The organism is Tenacibaculum profundi (assembly GCF_057162725.1).
The window spans coordinates 697,008-718,399 of record NZ_CM169894.1 but is presented as its reverse complement, the minus strand read 5'-3'; the positions used below and the strand labels follow the sequence as shown (position 1 = coordinate 718,399).

The following is a 21,392-nucleotide window of genomic DNA, read 5'->3' as shown; positions in this document are numbered from 1 at the left end:
AAACAAGACAATACTATCTTTATTTGATTATATTTGCCTAAAACGTATAGTTTTATACGGTTTATAGTATAATAAGTAGACTATTCTATGACTTTAGGACAGAAAATTACCAAGATTAGAAAAGAGAAGAAGTTATCTCAAATTGATGTTGCCAAGTTCGTTGGTGTTTCTCGTGATGCAATTTCTAAGTATGAAAGGGATGATATAATTCCATCTGTTGAAAATGCTAAAAAAATAGCACAAGTATTAAATGTTTCTTTGGATTATTTGGTATCAGAAGATGGTAATTTAGAGGTAGTAGATGTTACTATGGTTAATCGCATGAAAGAAATACAAAGACTTAACAACGATGATAAAAGTACAATAGTTAAAATTATTGATGCCTTTATTAGAGATACTAAAACCAAAAAAGCCTACTCCTAAAAAACAACAAAACCACAACATTTCTGCTGTGGCTTTATCTTTAATTATTTTTAAACTTTACTACCCGCCATTGCAAATGGTTTTTATAGTACCGTTTTTTATTTAAATTTCCTTTAACTAATTGCCATTACGCTGACCACTAAATTTCAATTTGCGGGGCTTTAGGAGGAATATTTTTAATATTTTCAAAATGTTTTACATCTTTATAAATAACCTGTTGTAAATTACCTCTTTCGTAAAGTTCTGATAATACTAATTTAGTATTATAAAAATAGTTCCAAATTCCAACTTTTAAATCATCTCGAAAATAACCATCTATCTCCAATTTTCCATTATCATAATATTTCGCATCACCGTTAAGTTTATCATTAAGATAGTTTTCCTCACTTAAAACTAACCCTTTATCATAGGTTATTGCTTTCCCATTTTTAAAACCACCTTTTAAATTAAATTCTGCATATATTTCTCCATTATCTTTAAAGAAATATGATTTACCTTCGGTATTTCCCGCAGTCACCCAAGATACATCTTTCAACTTACCATTCTTGTGAGTGCTTTTTAAAACATCAATCTTATGCTCATCATTATCTTGATTAGGAGTACACGATTTTAATAAAAAGCATACAACTAAAAGACTAAAAAAAGTTTTATTTATTTTCATTTTTCTTGGTTTTCTCTTTTTCTTTATCTGAATGTTTCTTAAACAATGAACCTAACTCTTTAACGAAGTTCTCATAAGACACACTTTTTCCATTAACAAAGAACTTATGCTCTTCCTTAGTTTCTTCATCACTATTAAGTAACTCCGTTAAATCTAAAGTAAATTGGAATGCCTCACTAGTTCCTTTATTTTTGGCTGTATCCTTGTAACCACCACTTAAAAATTTATCTATGAGAGAATCAAATTTCTTACTTCTTTCCTCTACATGTAGAAAACTTTCATGGGCAATGGTTTCTAGAGCTTCATCGTCTTTTTCTCCTGGACCAATTAAAACTAAGAACGACAATCTACTAGTCATATTTTTAGATAGTGGCATCCTAGTGGATCTTCCAGTTTTAGAGACAGAGTAAGGAATAGTCATCCCTCCTTTATTTGTACCCCATTGACTTTTCTTAGATTGATACCAAATAGTATGTCTTGAATATTTGCCATCTTTCTCAACTTTAAAACCAAGAACATCCTGACCAGCACTTCCATATAACATCAAAAACCTTTGACCTTCTTTAGTTCCTAGAAACTTCTTAAATGCTACTTTATGGTTTTCATTAAGTCCTGAAATATCAATATATCTACCATCAGGGTCTTTGAATAAGATAGGGTTATTTGCTGTATAATTATATGGAGACAAATTATAGTATTTGTTAGCTAAAGGGTCAAGGTTCATCCATCTACCTAAAGCAGCATCATAATTTCTAGCACCGAAGTCGTACCATTGTATACCAAGCTCTTCATTAAGCTCTTTTCCATTATACCCAAACTTCTGCGCGGTGCTATTTCCAAGGGATGAGATGTTGTTATTATACCCTTTGTGTTTAAGTCCAAAGGGATAGTAATTACTTTCCTCAATAATCTCTATATCAGTAATATTACTGTTGTTTTGATTTTTATCAGTATAAGACAATCGGACGTTTCCTAAATGATCTTTGTATTGATACACATACTTAAAGCCAGTATTGTCTTTGGTTACATAACCTTCAGGGTGGTTAAAGAACTCTAAAGTATTGTTTTTATACACATAATTACCTGCGTAATCTGTGGTGGTATTTTCTACTTTTTTTCTAAGCTTTACACCACTGGCATCATACACATAATCAATGTGCTTGCCGTTAATAGTTACCCTTGTTGGTAAGTTTAAGTGATTGTAAGTAATATTAGATATCCCTTTGTTTAAATCTTTAATCATGTTACCATTGTCATCATAAACAAAATCATTTCCTGAATTACTACCTTCTTTAAAACCAAAAATTTTATTTCCTCCAGAAAGTTCTTCTACTTTAATAAGTTTATTTCCTGTATTATTTTCATTGTAGGTATATTTTAATCGGTCCATATTAGCAAAACTCTCTTTATTTTGCCAACCATTTCTATTAAGTGTTAAAATATTTCCGTTTTTATCATACGTAATTCCTGAAACATTGTAATTTGAGGTGTTACTTCCTGAAGCTGTGGTAATTCTGTTTAACGCATCATAGCTATAGGTATAAGAATTGCTAACGGGGTTCTGCGTGTCATTTACACTTGCAGTAGCCCAGTTTGTTTGTGCAATATTTCCGTTATATAAACGCTTGTTCACCTGATCAATATCATTATACCTGAGGGTAAAGTTAAATAAATCATTGTCATTATGAGCATCTGCATTGATATTTTTTAACCACCCTCTAACATTGTAAGCATAGTCTACTTTTTGTAACGGATTTCTGTTGGTTCCACCTACTTGTTTTTCAGTTAATTGTCCTAAAGCATCATAGGTGTTTGCAACTACCTGTTCTGTTCGGTTTCCTATAGTTTGAGTTTGCTTTTTCATTCGCCCTGCATGATCGTAGGTAAATGTATCTAAGGTAACTATGGCATTTTCACTTCCTTTTTTATGCGTGGTTTTTGTTTGCCTTACTTTTCCAACAAAATCTAATTGACTTTCAACAATATCAATGGTTTGTAAAAAGTCATTTTTACTATACACGTAAATAGGTCGTGCTTCTTCATCATAACAAGTTACGGTATGTATCCATTGATTGGTGCCCAGTACTTTTACTTTGGTTACTGTAGTTAAGCCTTTTACATTGGTTGTAATGGGCGTATTGAAAGTAGTTTTTTGAGGAAGTCTAAATCCTGCCGGTACATCGGTATATGCATCGTAATATGAAATAGTGTATACTTCGCTAGCTTCTTGAGGCACTGCATTGTTACTGTAGTACAGGGCAGTGGCACCTATAGTTAATGAAGCTTGCTGTATACTTTCAAATAAGCTATTACGTGTTTCGTTAGCCTTTTTCTGCAAGTCGATTCTCGAGGTATTTGTATTACTTGTTCCAGTATAAATAACTCTTCCTAAAGCATCGTATTTGGTAAATAACCATTTGTTGGCTTTTTTCAAATTAGGGTCTTGGGTTAATATCGGCCGATCAAGTAGGTCATAAACAATGTATTCTTTTTGTTTTCCTGGTAGTTTCTTTTCTACCAATCTATTAGAATCGTCATAGGTATACTGGTAGCATAAGTCTGAAAGCTCAGTAGCAGACACCGTTCCATCTTGTGTGGTTACCTTAGGTGGCAGTACATAGGTTAAATTTCCGTAATCATCATATACGTAATAGGTGTCATGAGCTACTTCGGCTCCATTTATCTTCGCATATGTACGCTTTAAAATTACCTGACCTTGCTTATTTTTAAACTCTTCTGTAGTATGCAATTTACTAGCTGTTCCATCGTGATTTTCATCTTTAGTAATTGTTTTAAACAAAGTGCCTGCTGCATATGAGTTACGGTTCGCATTGGCTAGGGCAGGGACGTAGGTTATTACCCCTTGCGCTGTACGTTCTGTTACGCTTACTTTAAATAATTTTACTTCATTACTTGTATTGGTCTCATAATTAAAAGCTATTTCATGGCCGCTACCTAACTGCCAATCTTTTCCTGGAGCGGCTTGTTGTAATACTCTGTTTAAAGGGGAAGCCTCAAAGTTTTTCTGCGAAAAAGCATTTATTTCATCAAGTGCTGTAATGCCAGAAAAATCGTTAGCATAATGTTCTTTATAATATTTTTGAGTAGCTACCTTAGCATTGGCATGTAGGCTTCCATTGCTACTAACGGCTGCATAAGGAAGGTACTCTTTATCTTGTCTTCCAAATTCGTCATATCCTACGTGTGTTACAATATCAGAAGGGGGAGTATTTAGTGCACCTACCATACTGTTAATGCTTAATTCAGAACCATCAATAATTTCTACTACTGGATTCCAAAAGTATTGGTTGGTTGCAACATTGGTAGTGTAGTATAAATAGCTTCTAAACCTTGATTTTGTAGTGTTTGTTCTCCATTCGAATTCAACACCATCTAGTACTTTTTTACCAGTACGATCGTACACACCACTTACGCCTGTGTCAGCACCAGTGTAACCTGCAGGGTGAATGATTCCGACCAACAAATACCATTCATTTAATTGGGGTAAATCACCATGCCAGAAGTATGGGTTTTTATTTTCTGTACCGTTTAAATTATTAACAATTTGAGTTCCATGGTAGGTAGTTCCTTCTTGATTGCCGGTACGTTTTACCCAAACGGTATAACGGTACACTTTGGTTTTATCTACATTTATATAATCAGTATTCCAGCCGCCATCTGCATTGCTTGCTGCATCATTTCCGCACATCCATAACATTTCTTTGGTTCCTTTTGGACTGGCTCCTAAGATTCTTTGATTTTCCGAAGTACTACCGTTTTGATTGTAAAAAGGGGTGCCTCCGGCACCTAAGGTCCAATCAGTAGCTAAAAGATTGGTTACCAATGGAGCGCTTTGTGCAGTTCCTTGTTGTATTCCTATCTGTTGCTTTGTTCTTCCCAAACCATCAAAATACGTAACACTTTCGAGCACGTCACCCAAGGCTACGTTTTGGTAATTTGAAGCGCTTACAGGGGTTGACATTTCTTTTTGATATACCCGTGTAAACACATAATTTTCATTACTAAGATTTGGTAATGCATAGGTTGCTTCTTTTGTACAACCAAAATGAGTACCTGATGTTGTAGGGCATTGATCGCTTGAATCTAGCACGTATCCCGGAGGTTGACTGCATTGTTTTTTAGCACTGTTTGGATCACCAAATCCGTCACCATCGGTATCAGCATACCATGTAGTTTTAGGATGGTATACCGCATTACCATCGTTACAGTCAGAAGCGTTTGTAACATAACCACTCGGTTGAACACTTCGGTATACTTTATTAGTACTAATACCATAACCATCCCCATCGGTATCTCTATAAAAGTTTTTAGGCATGATATTCGTAATAAGTTTAGTGCTATCATCATAATCATGCTGATTTGCTACATAGCCACTAGGCTTTGTGCATGCTTTTTTGGATGCCTTAGGGTTTCCAAAACCATCCCCATCTGTGTCAGCATACCATGTAGGCGTAGGAGGGATGCTGTAGTTTACCTTTTTTGCCGAACTCCAGCAGCCAGAACTGTTATTTCTAGCTCGTAAATAGTATACAGAGCCACTGGTACAGGTAATGCTGCTACTTGCATTTGCTGTGCTCGTGCCACTGGTACTAGCTTGCCAATACCAAGTAATGCCACTAGGCGGGTTGCCTCGAGTTAGTTTTGAGCCTCCACAAAGATTTGCAACGGTTGGTGTATTGGGGATGCTAGGTACAGCTTTTACGGTATAGTTTATTGTACGAATAGCACTCCAACAGCCAGAGCTATTGTTTCTAGCTCGTAAATAGTATACAGAACCACTGGTACGGGTAATGCTACTACTTGTATTGGAAGTACTGGTGCCATTGGCACTGCTTTGCCAATACCATGTAATGCCACTTGGCGGATTTTTACGGGTTAATTTGGTGTTTCCACAATTACTGGTAATACTGGGGGCAGTAGGTACAGTGGGTACAGCTTTTATAGCGTAACTTACTTTTCTTGCCGGTCCCCAACAGCGAGTACTGTTATTTCTAGCTCGTAAATAATATACAGAGCCACTGGTACGGGTAATGCTAGTGCTCGCATTGGCCGTACTGGTGCCATTGGCACTGCTTTGCCAATACCAGGTAATACCACTTGGTGGATTTTTACGGGTTAATTTTGAGCTCCCGCAAAGATTTGCAATGGTTGGTGTGCTAGGCATGGCTGGTAAAGGCTTTATGGAGTAGTTTACTTTTCGTATGGTACTCCAACAGCCAGAGCTATTGTTTCTAGCTCGTAAATAGTATACAGAACCACTAGTACGCGTAATGCTACTACTAGCATTTGCTGTACTGGTACCATTGGCACTACTTTGCCAATACCAGGTAACACCACTGGGTGGGTTTCCTCTTGTTAATTTCGCATTACCACAATTAACAAATACTTTAGGAGAACTTGGTGTACTAGGCGTTAATTTAACATTATATTTAACAATACGAGTAGAACTCCACTTTTTGGCAGAAGTATTATAAGCTCTCAAATAATATTCATTCCCACTATTTAAACTAATCGTAGAAGGAAGGTTTTTAAAATGATCTCTTTCAGTTCCTAAATAAGTTTTTTGCCAGTACCATATTATTCCAGATGGAGATGCCCCTTTTATTAACTTTGTTTGACCACAATTTTGAATAATTGTAGGAGCTGGAGGAATTGGAACAAATAAGCCTTCATCTTTTTTTCCATCACAGTTATTATCCCTTCCATCCATTATTTCAGGGGCATTTGGGTAAACTGTCCTGTTATTGTCATTACAGTCTAAGTTGTTTGAAACGTATCCCTTTTTCTGAATCAAGTAACCAGTGCCAGCACCGTATCCGTCACCATCTTTATCTTCATAAAATAAAAAGGAGTTTCCAAATTGACCAAAACATGTTATCGAAAATAACCCAGTGATTAGTAGTATTATTATATTTTTCATAGCTGTTAATTTTTATAGTTGTATTGGTACTCCTTTAAAATTTTATTTTCTGAATTTTTAATAAACTGCAACCTGTTAAAATCATCGTATTCATAGTAAACCGTTTTTCCTCTAGAATCAGTAATTGTGCTTACACCAACCAGTGGTTTGTAGGTATAAGTGGTCACTTGAGCCTTGTCTAAGCCAACTCTTATTTTGTGAATTTCAATTTGTATTTCTCTTTCGGTAAAACTTTGTAAATACGAAAGATCGTCGCTTGTTTCTTTATCTAATACATCCATCACTTCAGCGTAAGTAGCATTTTCTATTTTGGCAACGGGTTGTGTGTAATTGTAACCCCATAAATAAACGATGTGAGTACCGCTTTTTTTACTTACCTCAGTTAGATTTCCTTTTTTATCGTAACTGTGGTATATGATTCGGTCTTTAAGATCCTTCAATGTTTCTCCATCTTTTGAAGTTTGAAGCTTCCAAGGAAGGTAATATTCTTTGTTCGGATAATAATCAAAAACTGTTTTTTCCCAAGACACCAATTTATCTTTTACAAAGGTCTTAGTTTCCAAAGGAATCGCAATTCGATGTTCTGAAATTAATACACTATCCTTTAATTCGTGAGCATATTTTATTTGAGTAATTTTCTTTTCTCCCACACTGTTACTTGCTTCAATTTCATTTATTTGTGAATGATTGTTATTGTTATAAGTATATTTTATCGTTTGCTTTTTTTTATCCTTAAGATTTCCTAGCTGATCATAAAAAAAATATGTTTTTTGAATAGAATCATTTTTCACCCAGCCTCCTATGAAATTATAAATATTATATTTGAAGGCAGCCTTTGGATAAGTTGGTACACCTATAATTCCAAAGCATGTCTCTTGCCAAGTTCCAGGTGAGTTAAAACTGATTCCAAAGGTGACAGCCTTTGGGTTTCCTTCAAGATAATCAGCGGATCTTTTATTAACAGAGTAATCGATTGAATAGTCATATTCTTCTATAAAAACTTTCTTGCCTTTTTCTGAATAAACTTCCTTTGATAGAAGTTTGCCTCCTCCCAAGCTCGAAAACCCTGTGTGTAATTTTAAATTATTACTGTTATTATAGGTAGTAACAGAAGGAGAAAAATGGTATTGCGTGAAACCGTTACCTTCCTCATACTCTTTTATATATTCGTATGTTGAACGATACTCCCATACGGGGGATCCTTGTCTAACAAGGTATTCGCACCAAATCATATGATCAAAATTTTTCCCTTTAGTTGTAAAACTTTTTTCTCTGAATGAAAATCCTGGAATTTTTGTATTATTACTTATTCTATTTGATCCAGGAATGCGATAATCAAATTTTGTTTCTAAAGGCTTACCATCTTCTGATTCCTTAATAACTCTATCTAAACGAAGGCCTGGAAGCTGCGTCTTTTTTAAAACTATTCGTTCCTTTTTTTCAGTACTTTCCAAAGCAACAGTGCAAAGACAAGGTGGATTATTGGAATCATAAGTACTAATTATGAATTGATACTCTTTGCCTATTTCATTTCTTGGAAGTTCTATTGGATAGGCGCCCTTCTTATTCGTTCGAAATTTAACATTACCATATTGATCTTGTAACTCAACTTGACAAAAGCGTTCAAAAACCGGACGCCCATCTTCAACAACGCAGTCAGTATTAAATATGACTTTATAAAGGTTTTCGTTACTCTCTTTAAGAAAGAAATTATGACGACCATTTCCTGAAAAAACTTCAGTATATTTTTTTTCAATATATTCTTCAGTTTGATTATGTTCATAAGAAACTTCATTAAAATAAAATTGTTTATTACCACCAGTTGGGTAAATTATCTTTTCTAACGAATACGCCTTAATTTTATCGTCGTCTACACTACGGTCTCCACCTCCAAGAGACTCTCCTTGATAAGTCATGGTAGGAATTAATTCACTTGAATTACCATAATATCCCCAATAATCTTGACTTTTTGATAAGCGATGAGGCCCTTTCGTTTTATTATAAATAAACTCATATGGTAGTTTGTTATTTTCAATAACTCGATCTAGTTTTAATCTATATCTATCTGGATCCGAGTTCTCACCGTCATTAGAGTCAAAATAACTATATACCAATTCAAAATCCTTAATAATATTATGATTCTTATTGTAAACAATTACTCTTCTTAATGCGCTGGCTCCTTTTAAATCTTTTCTTTCATTAGAGCCGGCTATTTCATAATTTTTATCATCACTGTAAAAAAACTTAATATATCCCTCTTTAAATGATATTTCTTTAAGACGTCTATCTATCTTATTGGTCTTTTCAGGACCCTTAAGGGAGTTCTTATTACCGCAACGTGTTAAATTTTTATACTCAGTTGGAATTTCAAGATTTTTATATTCATATTTTTCAATAGTATAACTATAAAGTATTTCCTCTCCTAATGAAGTTTTTATTTTTTTAAGTTTGAACTCATCTTCTATGTTAGGATTCAAAAACTGCGAGTAGTTCGGTGTAATTGTTTTGGTCCCCTCTTTATGGTATTCAAATTGGTTACCATACTCATCTGTGATTTTAAACCTGTTAGTAAAGCCATTTCTCTTTATTGCAATAGGTTCATATGGAATTGGATGCGCTTTCCCTTTAGAATCTAAAACAAACTTACCCATCTTTGATGGTGTTTCGTAATAATATATATCAGGTTCTGAATCTCCCATTTTGTTATTAGGAGAAGTCCCAGCAAGTAGTCCCGTTACGTCCAATGCATACTTGTAGGAAGCGTTCAAATTTTCATCACTATGACAATATAATTGTGAAGATTCTCCCGAGAGAAGGTCAAAGTGTGATAAGGACTCTTTAAGTGTATTTTTATGGTTAGGATACATTCTATTAAAATTCTCATCCTGTCCGTTATGAATAGTTACGGCTATACTTCCTCCAACAAGTAATCTCCACCCTAACCCTACTCGAGTTGAAAGTTCATTTACCTTAATTCCAGATGCATGATAACTTATTCCAATCGGTATTTCGAGCCCAGATTTAGTTTTTATCGTATAAAAAGGTATTTTTATTTCTGGAATTCCATTCGTATAATTTATTGGTGTGTCTACAAATTTAGCCAGAGATGCTGCACCTGGAGAAAGAGGTACTATGCTAGGCAATTCTTGCCCATAGCCTAAAATAAAGCACAGCAGAAATAAGCTGTTTAAAATAGTTTTTTTCATAAGTGTAATTGTAGTTTTAGCAATTATTTAATTTTCATTTTTTTATTTATTCTTATCAAATAGCCCTATGGATAGCATAGCAAAGTAAGATTTACAAACATTCCTACATATTGCCTAGCATTTGGGTGTATAGCAATAATTTTTAACTAAAATAACCCTCTTGGTTAGGAAGGTTTTTTACTAAGAAAATAGGTGAAATACATTAGCAATAATGGTCGTACTTTTTCTCTTAGCGGTTACAAATGTATTTGCTTTCAGATTCATATGCAAATTATTGTTTTGAATTATACGAGTATCAATATTTACAATATTAAAAACGAAAACAAATTTGTAAATTTGTCCTCCTAAAAATATCCACTAAAAAATGTTGTTAAGTAACAGCAATAAAATTATTGAAGTTGTAAAAACAAAGCAATAGGATAAAGAAATTTATAGTAAATACATGAAACGAGTAGTAGTAGGTCTTTCAGGAGGCGTTGATAGTAGTGTAACAGCTTATCTTTTAAAAGAGCAAGGCTATGAAGTAATTGGATTGTTTATGAAAAATTGGCATGACGATTCTGTTACAATTTCTGATGAGTGTCCTTGGTTAGATGATAGTAACGATGCTATGATTGTAGCAGAAAAACTAAATATTCCTTTCCAAACGGTTGATCTTAGTCAGCAATATAAAAAACGTATTGTAGATTATATGTTTGCAGAATATGAGAGAGGTCGTACGCCGAATCCAGATGTGCTTTGTAACCGTGAAATAAAGTTTGATGTTTTTATGGATATTGCCCTAAGTTTAGGAGCAGATTATGTAGCTACAGGCCATTATTGTAGAAAAGATGAGACGCAAGTACAAGGGCAACCAGTGTATAAATTATTAGCAGGCAAAGATGCTAACAAAGACCAGTCTTATTTTTTATGTCAGCTATCGCAAGCGCAGTTAGCAAAAGCATTATTTCCTATAGGTGAACTTACAAAGCCCGAAGTGAGAGCTATTGCCAAGGAAGCGGATTTAATTACAGCAGACAAAAAAGATTCTCAGGGATTATGTTTTATTGGAAAGGTTAAGCTACCTGATTTTTTACAACAAAAACTGCAACCTAAAGAGGGAGAAATTGTTCAAATTCCTGATAGTTTTGCGTCTTTTAATAGACGCGTGCCTACTTTTGATTCGAAAGAAGAAGAGCTAGCCTTTTTTGCTGAAAAATATGTTTATGCAAAAGAAAACGGAAAAGTTGTAGGAAAACATCAAGGAGCACACTATTTTACGAAAGGACAAAGAAAAGGGTTGGCCGTAGGCGGTACTAAAGAACCCTTATTTGTGATTGAAACGGATGTAGATGAAAATATAATTTACACAGGTGAGGGCAAAAATCACAAAGGTTTGTACAGGAATGTATTGTTTGTAGCAAATGATGAATTGCATTGGATCCGAAAAGATCTTGCCTTAAATCCTGGAGAAACCATGGAAGTAGAAGCTCGTATAAGATACAGACAGGCATTAGAGGAGGCAACTTTGTATAGCGTACAAACAGGATTGTATGTAGAATTTAAAAACGCTCAGTCAGCAATTCAAGAAGGACAGTTTGTTGCGTGGTATAAAAATGAAGAATTAATAGGTTCTGGTGTAATTAGTTAGCCTTAAAATTAAATAAAAAGTAGTACATTAGTTGACATGAGAACTAATGTACTTTTTTTATTAACCTTCTTATGGAGCCATTTTACGCATTCCCAAATAGAAGATGCCTGGATTTTTTTTAAAGACAAACCAGAGGTAGACACTTATTTATCGAATCCCATAGCAATGCTTTCTCAACGTGCCATTGATAGAAGAAATCGCTTGCAAATTTCATTAGATGAAAAAGATGTACCAATTGATGTAACTTATTACAATCAGATAAATGCTACTACCGGTATTACGGTAAAGGCTCGTTCAAAATGGTTAAATGCCTTACATATTAGAGGAACGAAAGAAACGATAGCTGCTTTGTTACCGGCTTTTGACTTTATTGAAAGTATTGAATATGCTGATAAACGTTTGAATAGAGTTGCTATAGATAACAGTACTAAAAATAAGCTCATCAATAACCATCAAAATAAGTTCAAGGCGTTACAAACTGAATTTGACTATGGTGTGTCAAGTACGCAAATTAAAATGCTAAATGCAGATTATTTACATCGAGAAGGATATACAGGTGAGGGCATGCATATAGCTGTCATTGACGGAGGTTTTTTAAATGTTGAAACACTTCCTGCTTTTCAAAGGTTAAGAGATCAAAACAAAATATTAGGAGGGTACGACTTTGTAAATAGAAGTCCTAATTTTTACAGCGCACACAGTCATGGAACTCATGTATTATCAAATATCGCAGGTTATATTGAGAATGAATTTGTAGGAACAGCTCCAGATGCATCATTTTACCTTTTTATTACAGAAGATATTTTAAACGAAACTCCACTAGAAGAAAGCTTATGGGTAGAAGCTGCCGAAAGAGCCGATAGTTTGGGCGTAGATGTTATAAATACCTCCCTAGGGTATACTACATTTGATAACAGAAATTATAGTCATACGTATAATGATTTAGACGGAAAAACAACCTTTATATCAAGAGGAGCAGAGATAGGAGCGTCAAGAGGAATGTTACTCGTAACATCCGCAGGGAATAGCGGTAGTAGTGCATGGAAATACTTATCAGCCCCTGCAGATGCCGCCGCTGTTTTTACAGTAGGAGCGGTAAATGCTTCAGAAAATATGGCTCAATTTAGTTCTTATGGACCTACTGCTGATGGTAGAGTAAAACCAGATGTTGTAGCTCATGGAGAGAATGTATATATAATCAATTATAATTCAGGCGAACCTAGCCGCGCGAATGGAACCTCTTTTTCATCCCCAGTTATGGCAGGTGCAGTAGCTTGTTTTTGGCAGGCATTTCCTAATTTAAAGCCTGTTGAAGTTATGGAAATTGTACGAAAATCTTCTCATAGATATGCAAATCCAACGGATCACTATGGATATGGAATACCCGATTTTGAACAGGCTTTTAAAGGATTAGGTACCGCTAATTTAACCGAAAAAACAACATTGAAAACATACCCCAATCCAGTTGAAGATTTGTTGTTTATTGATTATAATGAGCCTAATTTAAAAATATCTATTATCAATCCTATAGGCGTTGTTGTAAAGGATAAAGAAACTGTTTCGAATAGCATTGACATGTCTGATTTATCAGGAGGAATGTATATATTGCAAATAGAAAAAGAAGGACTTTTTCAAAAAATAAAATTTCTAAAACATTAGAGTGTCAATTTAGTTAGAACTGTAGCAGATTTTGTAAAAACAGAACAAGATAACCTACGGAAAAGCTAATTGATAAAGAATTACAATGACTAAAATAACAGAACTTTTTAATATTAAATATCCAATTATTCAAGGAGGGATGATTTGGGTTTCAGGATGGAAATTAGCTTCAGCAGTATCAAATGCAGGAGGTTTAGGGTTAATAGGAGCAGGATCAATGTACCCTGATGTGTTGCGTGAACATATTCAGAAGTGTAAAAAAGCAACAGATCGTCCTTTTGGTGTAAACGTACCTATGTTATATCCGGATATTGAAAAGATTATGGATATTATCGTAGAAGAAAATGTTAAAATAGTATTTACTTCTGCGGGAAACCCCAAAACATGGACACAATTCTTAAAAGATAAAGGAATCAAGGTAGTTCATGTTGTAAGCTCTGTCAAATTTGCATTAAAAGCTGAAGCAGCTGGTGTTGATGCGGTGGTTTGTGAAGGTTTTGAAGCAGGTGGGCATAATGGTAGAGAAGAAACAACAACTTTTACGTTAGTACCGATGGTTAAACAGAAGGTAAAAATACCTGTTATTGCAGCAGGTGGTATTGGAACTGGGAGAGGAATGCTTGCAGCGATGGTGCTGGGTGCTAATGGAGTACAAATAGGGAGTAGGTTTGCTGCTACTTTGGAGTCTTCTGCTCATGATAATTTTAAGAAAACAATTGTTGAAGTAAAAGACGGAGGAACGTATTTAACTTTAAAGGAATTAGCACCTGTTAGGTTGGTTAAAAATAAGTTTTATGAACAGATTCAAGAACTTTATCAAAAAAATCCGAGTATTGAAGAGATTAAAAACCTTTTAGGAAGAGCAAGAGCTAAAAAAGGAATGTTTGAAGGAGATTTAGAAGAGGGAGAGTTAGAAATTGGCCAAATAGCAGGGGTAATTGAGGAAATAAAATCAGCAAAAGCGGTTATCGAAGATATAATGGATGAATTTGATTCTGTAAAAGAAGAATTAACAGCGTTTTCTGTGTCATAAAATTGTTAAAATAAATTTTGGTTGACGCTCAAAACATAGCTAGGTTACCTTTTTATTGGTTACATACTATGAGTATAGTTTATTTATAGAGAATAAGTTGAAAATACTTATTCTAGAATAGATATTACAATATAAGGAATAAAGTGTTAAATTAGTAAAAGAATTAAAAACGCTTTATTTATGAAGTCATTTTTGCTGTTTTTATGGGTAATAATTACTTTAAACTATAATTCTCAAATAGGTGCTACTTCTGATGCAAGCAATGCAATTTGGCACACCTTGGTAACGAAATATACGATGTTTCAAAAAGAAAACAAAACACTGTTTATTGAATTGGTAGGGAATACAAAGAAGGATAAAAACTTTTTTTTTACACTAAATAGTAACAATCCATATCTCATAAATAAAGAGTCTAAAGGTTTTTTTATTAATAGTTATGCTAAAGGGCTAATGTTATTGAACAAAATTAGGGTTCCGCTTTTAGGTATCGCTTTTTTGGAGTTGGAGCAAACTAAATTGATTTCGCAAGAAATTAATTTTCTGAGATTATTTTTGGTCGTAACAGGAATGGTTACTGTTTTTGTAATAAGTAAATTGATGATTAGCTATTTTCAAAAGAAAAAGGGGTGAATGCCCCCTTCTTATATTATAACGTATATTGCATACGATTTAGTAAGTTACGTAATCGACAATTTCTAGTCCATACCCAATCATTCCAACACGTTTTTTCTGCTGTGTATTAGAAACAAGACGTAATTTATGAATGTGTAAATCGTGTAATATTTGGGCGCCAATACCAAAGTCTTTATAATCTAATATAACACTTGGGGCTTTCATTTCTCCTTTGAGTTGATTTTCTTTTAAACTTCGTAGTCTGTTAAGTAAGTTTAAAGATTGCGACTGCTGATTTATAAATAAAATAGCGCCTTTCCCTTCGTCATTAATTACTTTAAACATTTGATCCAACTTTTTATCCGCATTGTTGGTTAAAGTTCCTAAAATATCATTGTTTACTAGCGTGGAATTTATTCTTGTTAAAATAGGTTCATCTTTTGTCCAATTACCTTTGGTCAAAGCAATATGAATTTGATCGTTAGTAGTTTGTTTGTAAGCTCTTAAACGGAAATCTCCAAAACGAGTGTTAATATTAAAATCTTCTTTTTTTTCTATCAAAGAATCGTGCTCCATACGATAAGCAACCAAGTCTTCAATAGAAACGATTTTAAGATTGAATTTTTTGGCTACTTCAAGAAGTTCAGGTAACCTTGCCATGGTACCATCTTCATTCATAATTTCAACAATAACACCAGCTGGTTTTAATCCGGCTAAACGAGCAAAATCAATAGCCGCCTCAGTATGACCTGTTCTTCTTAAAACCCCTCCATTTTTTGCTTTTAAAGGAAATATATGACCAGGTCTGGCAAGTTCAAAAGGTTTCGTTTGTTCGTCTACAAGCGCTTTTATTGTTTTTGCCCTGTCAGAGGCTGAAATTCCGGTAGTTACACCATTACCCCTTAGGTCAACAGAAACCGTAAAGGCTGTTTCCATCGGATCTGTGTTGTTGCTAACCATCATGCCTAGTTCTAGAGCTTTACAGCGATCCTCGGACAGAGGAGTACAAATTAATCCTCTTCCATGAGTTGCCATAAAATTAACCATTTCGGGTGTAATTAATTCAGCAGCTGCAAGAAAATCTCCCTCATTTTCTCTATCTTCATCATCAACAACGATAATTACTTTACCGTTTTTTATATCATCAATGGCTTCTTCAATTGAATTTAAATGAATTTTACTGGAGGTTGTTGTGGTCATAGTCTGTTGTTGTATCTCTTTTTTTTGAGAAAATATTTTTAAAAAAGGTTAGTTTTGAATTGAAGAATCCGTTTATGTTAAAAAGGCCTTTATCTCTGGTTGCTCTTATGGTTAGAGTAATGGCTAAAGGAGTCATTAGTACAATGGCGAGCCAAGAACCTGAAAAAGCAGATATAGTACTTTCTTCGGCCATGTTTTTTCCAAAAGTATTGGTGAAGAAATAGAGTACATATATTGAAATTGCAAGAATCATAGGGAGTCCCATTCCCCCTTTTCTTATGATTGATCCAAGTGGAGCACCAATAAAGAATAACAGTAAACATGATAGGGAAAAAGCAACTCTATTATAGTATTCAATATCATGCAAGTTCATCCATTTTCTTCTATCTTTTAAATTGCTTTTGTAAGATTTATGGTTGTTGAGTGTTCTTTCTAATTTTGAAAGTGCAGTACTCATGATTTCATTCTGCTGATTTAGCTCAAAATTTGAGAGAATATCACTTGAAAGTTCCTTATTTTTTAAGGAGTCTGGATACGGGTGTAAATCATCAGTATCTATTGTTAAAAACAGGTTTTTAGAACGGTTAGTTATATAGTCATCATAGTTTTTCTTTAACGTGGGGATGGTATCTTTAAGCTGTTGCAAGCTAAGCATATTAAAATTCTTGGTATACTTGGTACTTTCTAAATCTGATCCATCGAGTGCAGAGATATCAATATTAATAGTATATTCATCAAAGTCAGCATGTGATGCTGGCATTTTTAAACGTTCTTTATAACTTGCACTTCTTTTAAAATGGTGTTCGAAATAATAGCCATTGTAGAGTTCTAAAGTCATATAGCGGCTTCCAGATTCTGATACAATTTTTCCTTTTTCGGCTGTTATTATTTTATTATTTCCCTTTTTTGATGATAAATCATAAATCAATACTTTTTTTAATAAGTTTTCTTCTTCTCCGTATTTTTCATCAAATTTAATTTGATAGTCGGGTATTTCGGTATTAAAACCACCGGGTACTAAAGCCAGTGCCGGTTGTTTTTTCTTTATATTGTATCTTAGGTTTAATTGTTTTAGTACGGCATAAGGATACATATAATTTAAAAACAAGAAATTAACAGCACTAAGAAATAAGGCTAAAAATAAAAGGGATCTCAACATTCTAGGTAATGAAATTCCTGCCGATTTAGCGGCAGCAAACTCATAATTCTCTGATAAACTTCCTAGAGTCATTATAGAAGATAATAGCACACCAATTGGAAGTGCCTGCGGAGCTGCCATAAGAGTAGAGTACCACAGAAATTTAAGAATAATCATAACACTAATTCCTTTACCAGCAAAACTGTCAAAAGCCAACCACAACATTTGCATAATTAATACAAATAGTATAATTAAAAATGTAGTTAAAAAAGGAACTAAAAAACTTTTAAGTATGTATCGGTCTAGTGTTTTCAAAGACGCAAAATTAACTGGTTTACATTAAATTAATCTATTATATAACCTAAATTTTTAAATTTATTTCTATCGAGTGAAAACGATTTTTCTGAAATGGGTTGGTCTTTTTTAAATTTAGTAATCGTAAATTTAGTTTCAGCACCGTTCGATCCAATTTGAATCAATTCATAAATGTGTTTTGTTTTAGGGTCAATGCCAAGTTTTACTTCAATTATATTTGAGTTGCTATCAATCGGGGTTAGATTGACATATTGAATTTTTCGACCTTTATGATTTTCTAGTTTCCCCATTTTATAAGTATACCCTTTTTGGTAAAAAGTTAACAATTTGGAAGGAGAAACAAAGCCATCTTCTTCCTCAATATCTCCAACCGAGATGACAATTTCCTTATCTTCATGGTTTACAACTGCGAGTTCTTTACCATCGAACAAAAAACTATTACCAAGATATTCTAAACTATATTTATCTTCAGCAATAATGATATTTCCTCTTATTGGAGGATCGTTAATAATACCCGCCTCTTTATTCGTTAGGTTTGAATTAAAACTAATAACCATATTTTTGTAGTTTTTAAGTTTTGAAGAGACTTCATTAAGTAATGTCTGTGCTCTAGCATCATTACTTTGTGCTACTACATTAACGCTCAAAAAAGCCGCTATGAAAACTAAGCCTACATATTTTAATCTTGTTATATTTTCTGTTCGCATATATATTTTATTCTAGTTGTTTTTTTCATTTTCTAATAATTGTTCCAAAGCAATCAAATCAGTAACTAAAACTTGTCTTGCTTTACTACCTTCAAAAGGACCAACAATACCAGCAGCTTCAAGCTGGTCAATAAGCCTTCCTGCTCTATTGTAACCAAGTTTTAGTTTTCGTTGTAATAAAGAGGCTGAACCTTGTTGTGCTGTAACAATAACTTCAGCAGCTTCTTTAAACAATTTATCACGATCTGCGATATCTATATCAACATTTGTGCCACCTTCTTCGCCTATATACTCAGGGAGTAAATGAGCTTCAGAATAGGCTCTCTGTGAGCCAATAAAATCGGTTATTTTTTCTACTTCAGGAGTGTCGACAAATGCACACTGAATTCGTGTTAAATCGTTGCCGCCAGAATATAACATGTCTCCACGTCCAATTAATTGATCAGCTCCAGGTGCATCTAGTATTGTGCGACTATCTATTTTAGAAGTTACTCTAAAAGCGATACGAGAGGGAAAGTTTGCTTTTATAATACCAGTAATTACATTCACAGATGGTCTTTGTGTAGCCACAATTAAATGGATTCCTATGGCACGTGCTAGTTGAGCTAACCTGGCAATAGGTGTTTCCACTTCTTTACCTGCAGTCATGATTAAATCAGCAAATTCATCGATTACTAGAACGATATAGGGTAAAAATTGATGCCCATTTTCAGGGTTTAGTTTACGTGCTTTAAATTTTGTATTGTATTCTTTTATATTCCTTACCATAGCATCTTTAAGTAAGTCATAACGAGCATCCATTTCAATACACAGAGAGTTTAAGGTGTTAACTACCTTAGTGGTATCTGTTATAATAGCCTCTTCTTCGTCTGGTAACTTAGCTAAGTAATGACGTTCTATTTTATTAAATAAGGTAAGTTCTACTTTTTTAGGATCGACCAAAACAAATTTAACTTCTGCAGGGTGTTTTCTGTACAATAATGAAGTTAAGATTGCATTTAAACCTACAGATTTACCTTGACCAGTTGCACCAGCCATTAATAAGTGCGGCATTTTTGCTAAGTCAACCACATAGGTTTCATTTGAAATTGTTTTTCCTAAAGCAATAGGCAGTTCCATTGGCGATTCTTGAAACTTCTTGGAAGAAATAACAGAATGCATAGAAACGATGGTTGCTTTTTTATTGGGTACTTCAATACCAATTGTTCCTTTACCAGGGATGGGAGCAATAATTCGAATTCCTAAAGCTGAAAGGGATAGAGCAATATCGTCTTCTAAATTTTTAATTTTAGATATTCGGACACCCGCTTCAGGAACAATTTCATATAAGGTAATAGTTGGTCCTACTGTTGCCTTTATTTGTTCAATACCAATTTTATAATTTTTTAAAGTTTCTACAATTTGATTTTTGTTGGCTTCTAACTCTGTTGGGTCAACTGAAATACTTTCATTATATTCTTTTAATAGATTAAAAGTTGGAAATCGGTAATTACTCAATTCTAATTTTGGATCAAACTCTCCAAAATCTTTTAGTAATTTATCTGATAAGTTTTCTGTTAAACTTTTTTCCTCTGCTATTTTTTCAATGGCAACTTCAACTTCTTTTATAGTTTCATCAGATACCTCTGGTTTTGAAATTGTTTTTGTTGGAGTTATTTCAAGAGTGATTTCTTCTTTTACATTTTTTTCTTTTTCTGAAACTCCTGAATGATTTTTTATAGTGGGAGTTAAATTTTCGACAGATGATTCGAAATTTGATTTTTTTACCGTTGTTGTATCTTCTTTTTGTTGACTGTTCTGAGTATTTTCATTTTGCGTTGCAGCTAATTTTTGTTCAAGATCGTTTTTCTTCAGCTTTTTCTTATCCTCTAAGTTTTTAACAATTTTGTCTGGATCAATGCTAAAGCGAATAATTAGGTAGGAAATTGCAAAGAAAAATAACAGAATAATTAAACCTGTTTTACCAATAAATGTTTGTAGGTATTCATTTAGTTCAAAGCCAATAATACCAGAAAGAATAACATATTTTTTATCTATAAAACCAAGAGATATAGAAGTCCACAACATGCCTAAAAGTCCCCAATTCCAGGATGATATAATATCCTTTAGATTTGATTGTAATAAAATTCTAGATCCCGTAAAAAATAAAATAACATTTAAAATAAATGCACCAAGTCCGAAGCCTTTGAAAACAATAAGATCACTAAGAATAGCACCAATTTTACCTAATAAGTTACTGGTAGGTAAAGTTCTGTCAAAAAAATGATTTAGTGTACTTTGGTCTTGTTTCCAAGTGTAAAAAAAAGAAATAAAAGCTACAGATAAAAAAATAGATAACAATATTAAAAAAGCTCCAAAAATGGTTTGATTTTGTCTATTTCGAAAAAAGGCTATTATTTTTGATAGAAAAGTAAAAGATTTTATTGATTTTTTGCTTGGTGTTTTCTTTTTAGTCATAAATAAATGTTAACCAGTATTTTAAACGTTAAAAAAGCGTGATAATTTTAGGTAAGTAGATAATACTTCCGATTATCATGGAAAATAAAGCTGCAAAAGCAGGTGCTCCAGCAGCTATATCTTTAATAAAACCTATTTTTTCGTCATAATCTGGATGTATAAAATCGGCTAATTTTTCGATAGCAGTATTGAGGGCTTCAGCAACTAAAACAAGCGCAATTGCTATAATTTGAAACATCCACTCATTTATTGATATCGAGAAATAAAAACCTATTATGGTGATTAAAATAGCAAAGAAAACTTGCGTTTTTATACTATCTTCTGTAGTAATAAGTAGTTTTACTCCGTTCAAAGCAAATTTAACACTACGTAACCGGCCTCTTATAAATCCTAATTTATGTTTATTCATA

The 21,392-nt window shown here is 33.6% G+C and carries 13 protein-coding genes; 5 read left to right on the top strand and 8 right to left on the bottom strand.

All coding sequences use genetic code 11. From position 1 onward, the window contains the following. Positions 1-87: 87 nt before the first annotated feature. Complete coding sequence (locus AC2GW8_RS02860; RefSeq protein ID WP_440881290.1) at positions 88-423, top strand: helix-turn-helix domain-containing protein; 336 nt, start codon at positions 88-90, stop codon at positions 421-423. A 139-nt stretch (positions 424-562) separates the two neighbouring features. On the opposite strand, the gene AC2GW8_RS02855 is transcribed toward AC2GW8_RS02860, so the two are convergent. The 3 genes from AC2GW8_RS02855 to AC2GW8_RS02845 are packed head-to-tail and all read right to left on the bottom strand — an operon-like array spanning position 563 to position 10,231. Next, on the bottom strand, positions 563-1,084 hold the full coding sequence (locus tag AC2GW8_RS02855) for a toxin-antitoxin system YwqK family antitoxin (RefSeq protein ID WP_440881289.1): 522 nt from the start codon (positions 1,082-1,084) through the stop codon (positions 563-565). Beyond that, the gene (locus AC2GW8_RS02850) at positions 1,071-7,025 is read right to left on the bottom strand and encodes a DUF6443 domain-containing protein (protein ID WP_440881288.1); all 5,955 of its coding nucleotides are present in this window, start codon (positions 7,023-7,025) and stop codon (positions 1,071-1,073) included. Before AC2GW8_RS02850 ends, AC2GW8_RS02855 begins: the two co-directional genes overlap by 14 nt. Positions 7,026-7,030: 5 nt before the next feature. Next, positions 7,031-10,231: a hypothetical protein gene (locus AC2GW8_RS02845; RefSeq protein WP_440881287.1), complete on the bottom strand. Its 3,201-nt coding sequence runs from the start codon at positions 10,229-10,231 to the stop codon at positions 7,031-7,033. Between the two features lie 427 nt (positions 10,232-10,658). Between AC2GW8_RS02845 and mnmA the strand changes: the two genes are divergently transcribed. The 4 genes from mnmA (at position 10,659) to AC2GW8_RS02825 (ending at position 15,183) form a co-directional block, all read left to right on the top strand. After that, positions 10,659-11,861 carry a tRNA 2-thiouridine(34) synthase MnmA gene (mnmA, locus tag AC2GW8_RS02840; RefSeq protein WP_440882176.1) on the top strand — a complete coding sequence of 401 codons (1,203 nt, stop codon included), beginning with the start codon at positions 10,659-10,661 and terminating at the stop codon, positions 11,859-11,861. 36 nt (positions 11,862-11,897) lie between these two features. Next, positions 11,898-13,520 carry a S8 family serine peptidase gene (locus AC2GW8_RS02835; RefSeq protein WP_440881286.1) on the top strand — a complete coding sequence of 541 codons (1,623 nt, stop codon included), beginning with the start codon at positions 11,898-11,900 and terminating at the stop codon, positions 13,518-13,520. 85 nt (positions 13,521-13,605) lie between these two features. After that, on the top strand, positions 13,606-14,553 hold the full coding sequence (locus tag AC2GW8_RS02830; RefSeq protein ID WP_440881285.1) for an NAD(P)H-dependent flavin oxidoreductase: 948 nt from the start codon (positions 13,606-13,608) through the stop codon (positions 14,551-14,553). Between the two features lie 180 nt (positions 14,554-14,733). Next, the gene (locus AC2GW8_RS02825) at positions 14,734-15,183 is read left to right on the top strand and encodes a hypothetical protein (RefSeq protein ID WP_440881284.1); all 450 of its coding nucleotides are present in this window, start codon (positions 14,734-14,736) and stop codon (positions 15,181-15,183) included. Between the two features lie 39 nt (positions 15,184-15,222). On the opposite strand, the gene ribB is transcribed toward AC2GW8_RS02825, so the two are convergent. From ribB to AC2GW8_RS02800, 5 genes are read right to left on the bottom strand one after another with little or no spacing between them, the layout of a single operon-like run. Then, positions 15,223-16,365 carry a 3,4-dihydroxy-2-butanone-4-phosphate synthase gene (gene ribB / locus AC2GW8_RS02820; protein WP_440881283.1) on the bottom strand — a complete coding sequence of 381 codons (1,143 nt, stop codon included), beginning with the start codon at positions 16,363-16,365 and terminating at the stop codon, positions 15,223-15,225. Then, the gene (locus tag AC2GW8_RS02815) at positions 16,343-17,818 is read right to left on the bottom strand and encodes an LptF/LptG family permease (protein ID WP_440881282.1); all 1,476 of its coding nucleotides are present in this window, start codon (positions 17,816-17,818) and stop codon (positions 16,343-16,345) included. The genes ribB and AC2GW8_RS02815 overlap by 23 nt, the downstream gene beginning before the upstream one ends. A gap of 29 nt (positions 17,819-17,847) precedes the next feature. Next, complete coding sequence (lolA1, locus tag AC2GW8_RS02810; protein ID WP_440881281.1) at positions 17,848-18,525, bottom strand: outer membrane lipoprotein periplasmic chaperone LolA1; 678 nt, start codon at positions 18,523-18,525, stop codon at positions 17,848-17,850. A gap of 12 nt (positions 18,526-18,537) precedes the next feature. Next, entirely contained in the window at positions 18,538-20,982 is a 2,445-nt protein-coding gene (locus tag AC2GW8_RS02805; RefSeq protein ID WP_440881280.1) for a DNA translocase FtsK, read from the bottom strand. 28 nt (positions 20,983-21,010) lie between these two features. Further along, complete coding sequence (locus AC2GW8_RS02800) at positions 21,011-21,391, bottom strand: diacylglycerol kinase (RefSeq protein ID WP_440881279.1); 381 nt, start codon at positions 21,389-21,391, stop codon at positions 21,011-21,013. Position 21,392: the final 1 nt, after the last annotated feature.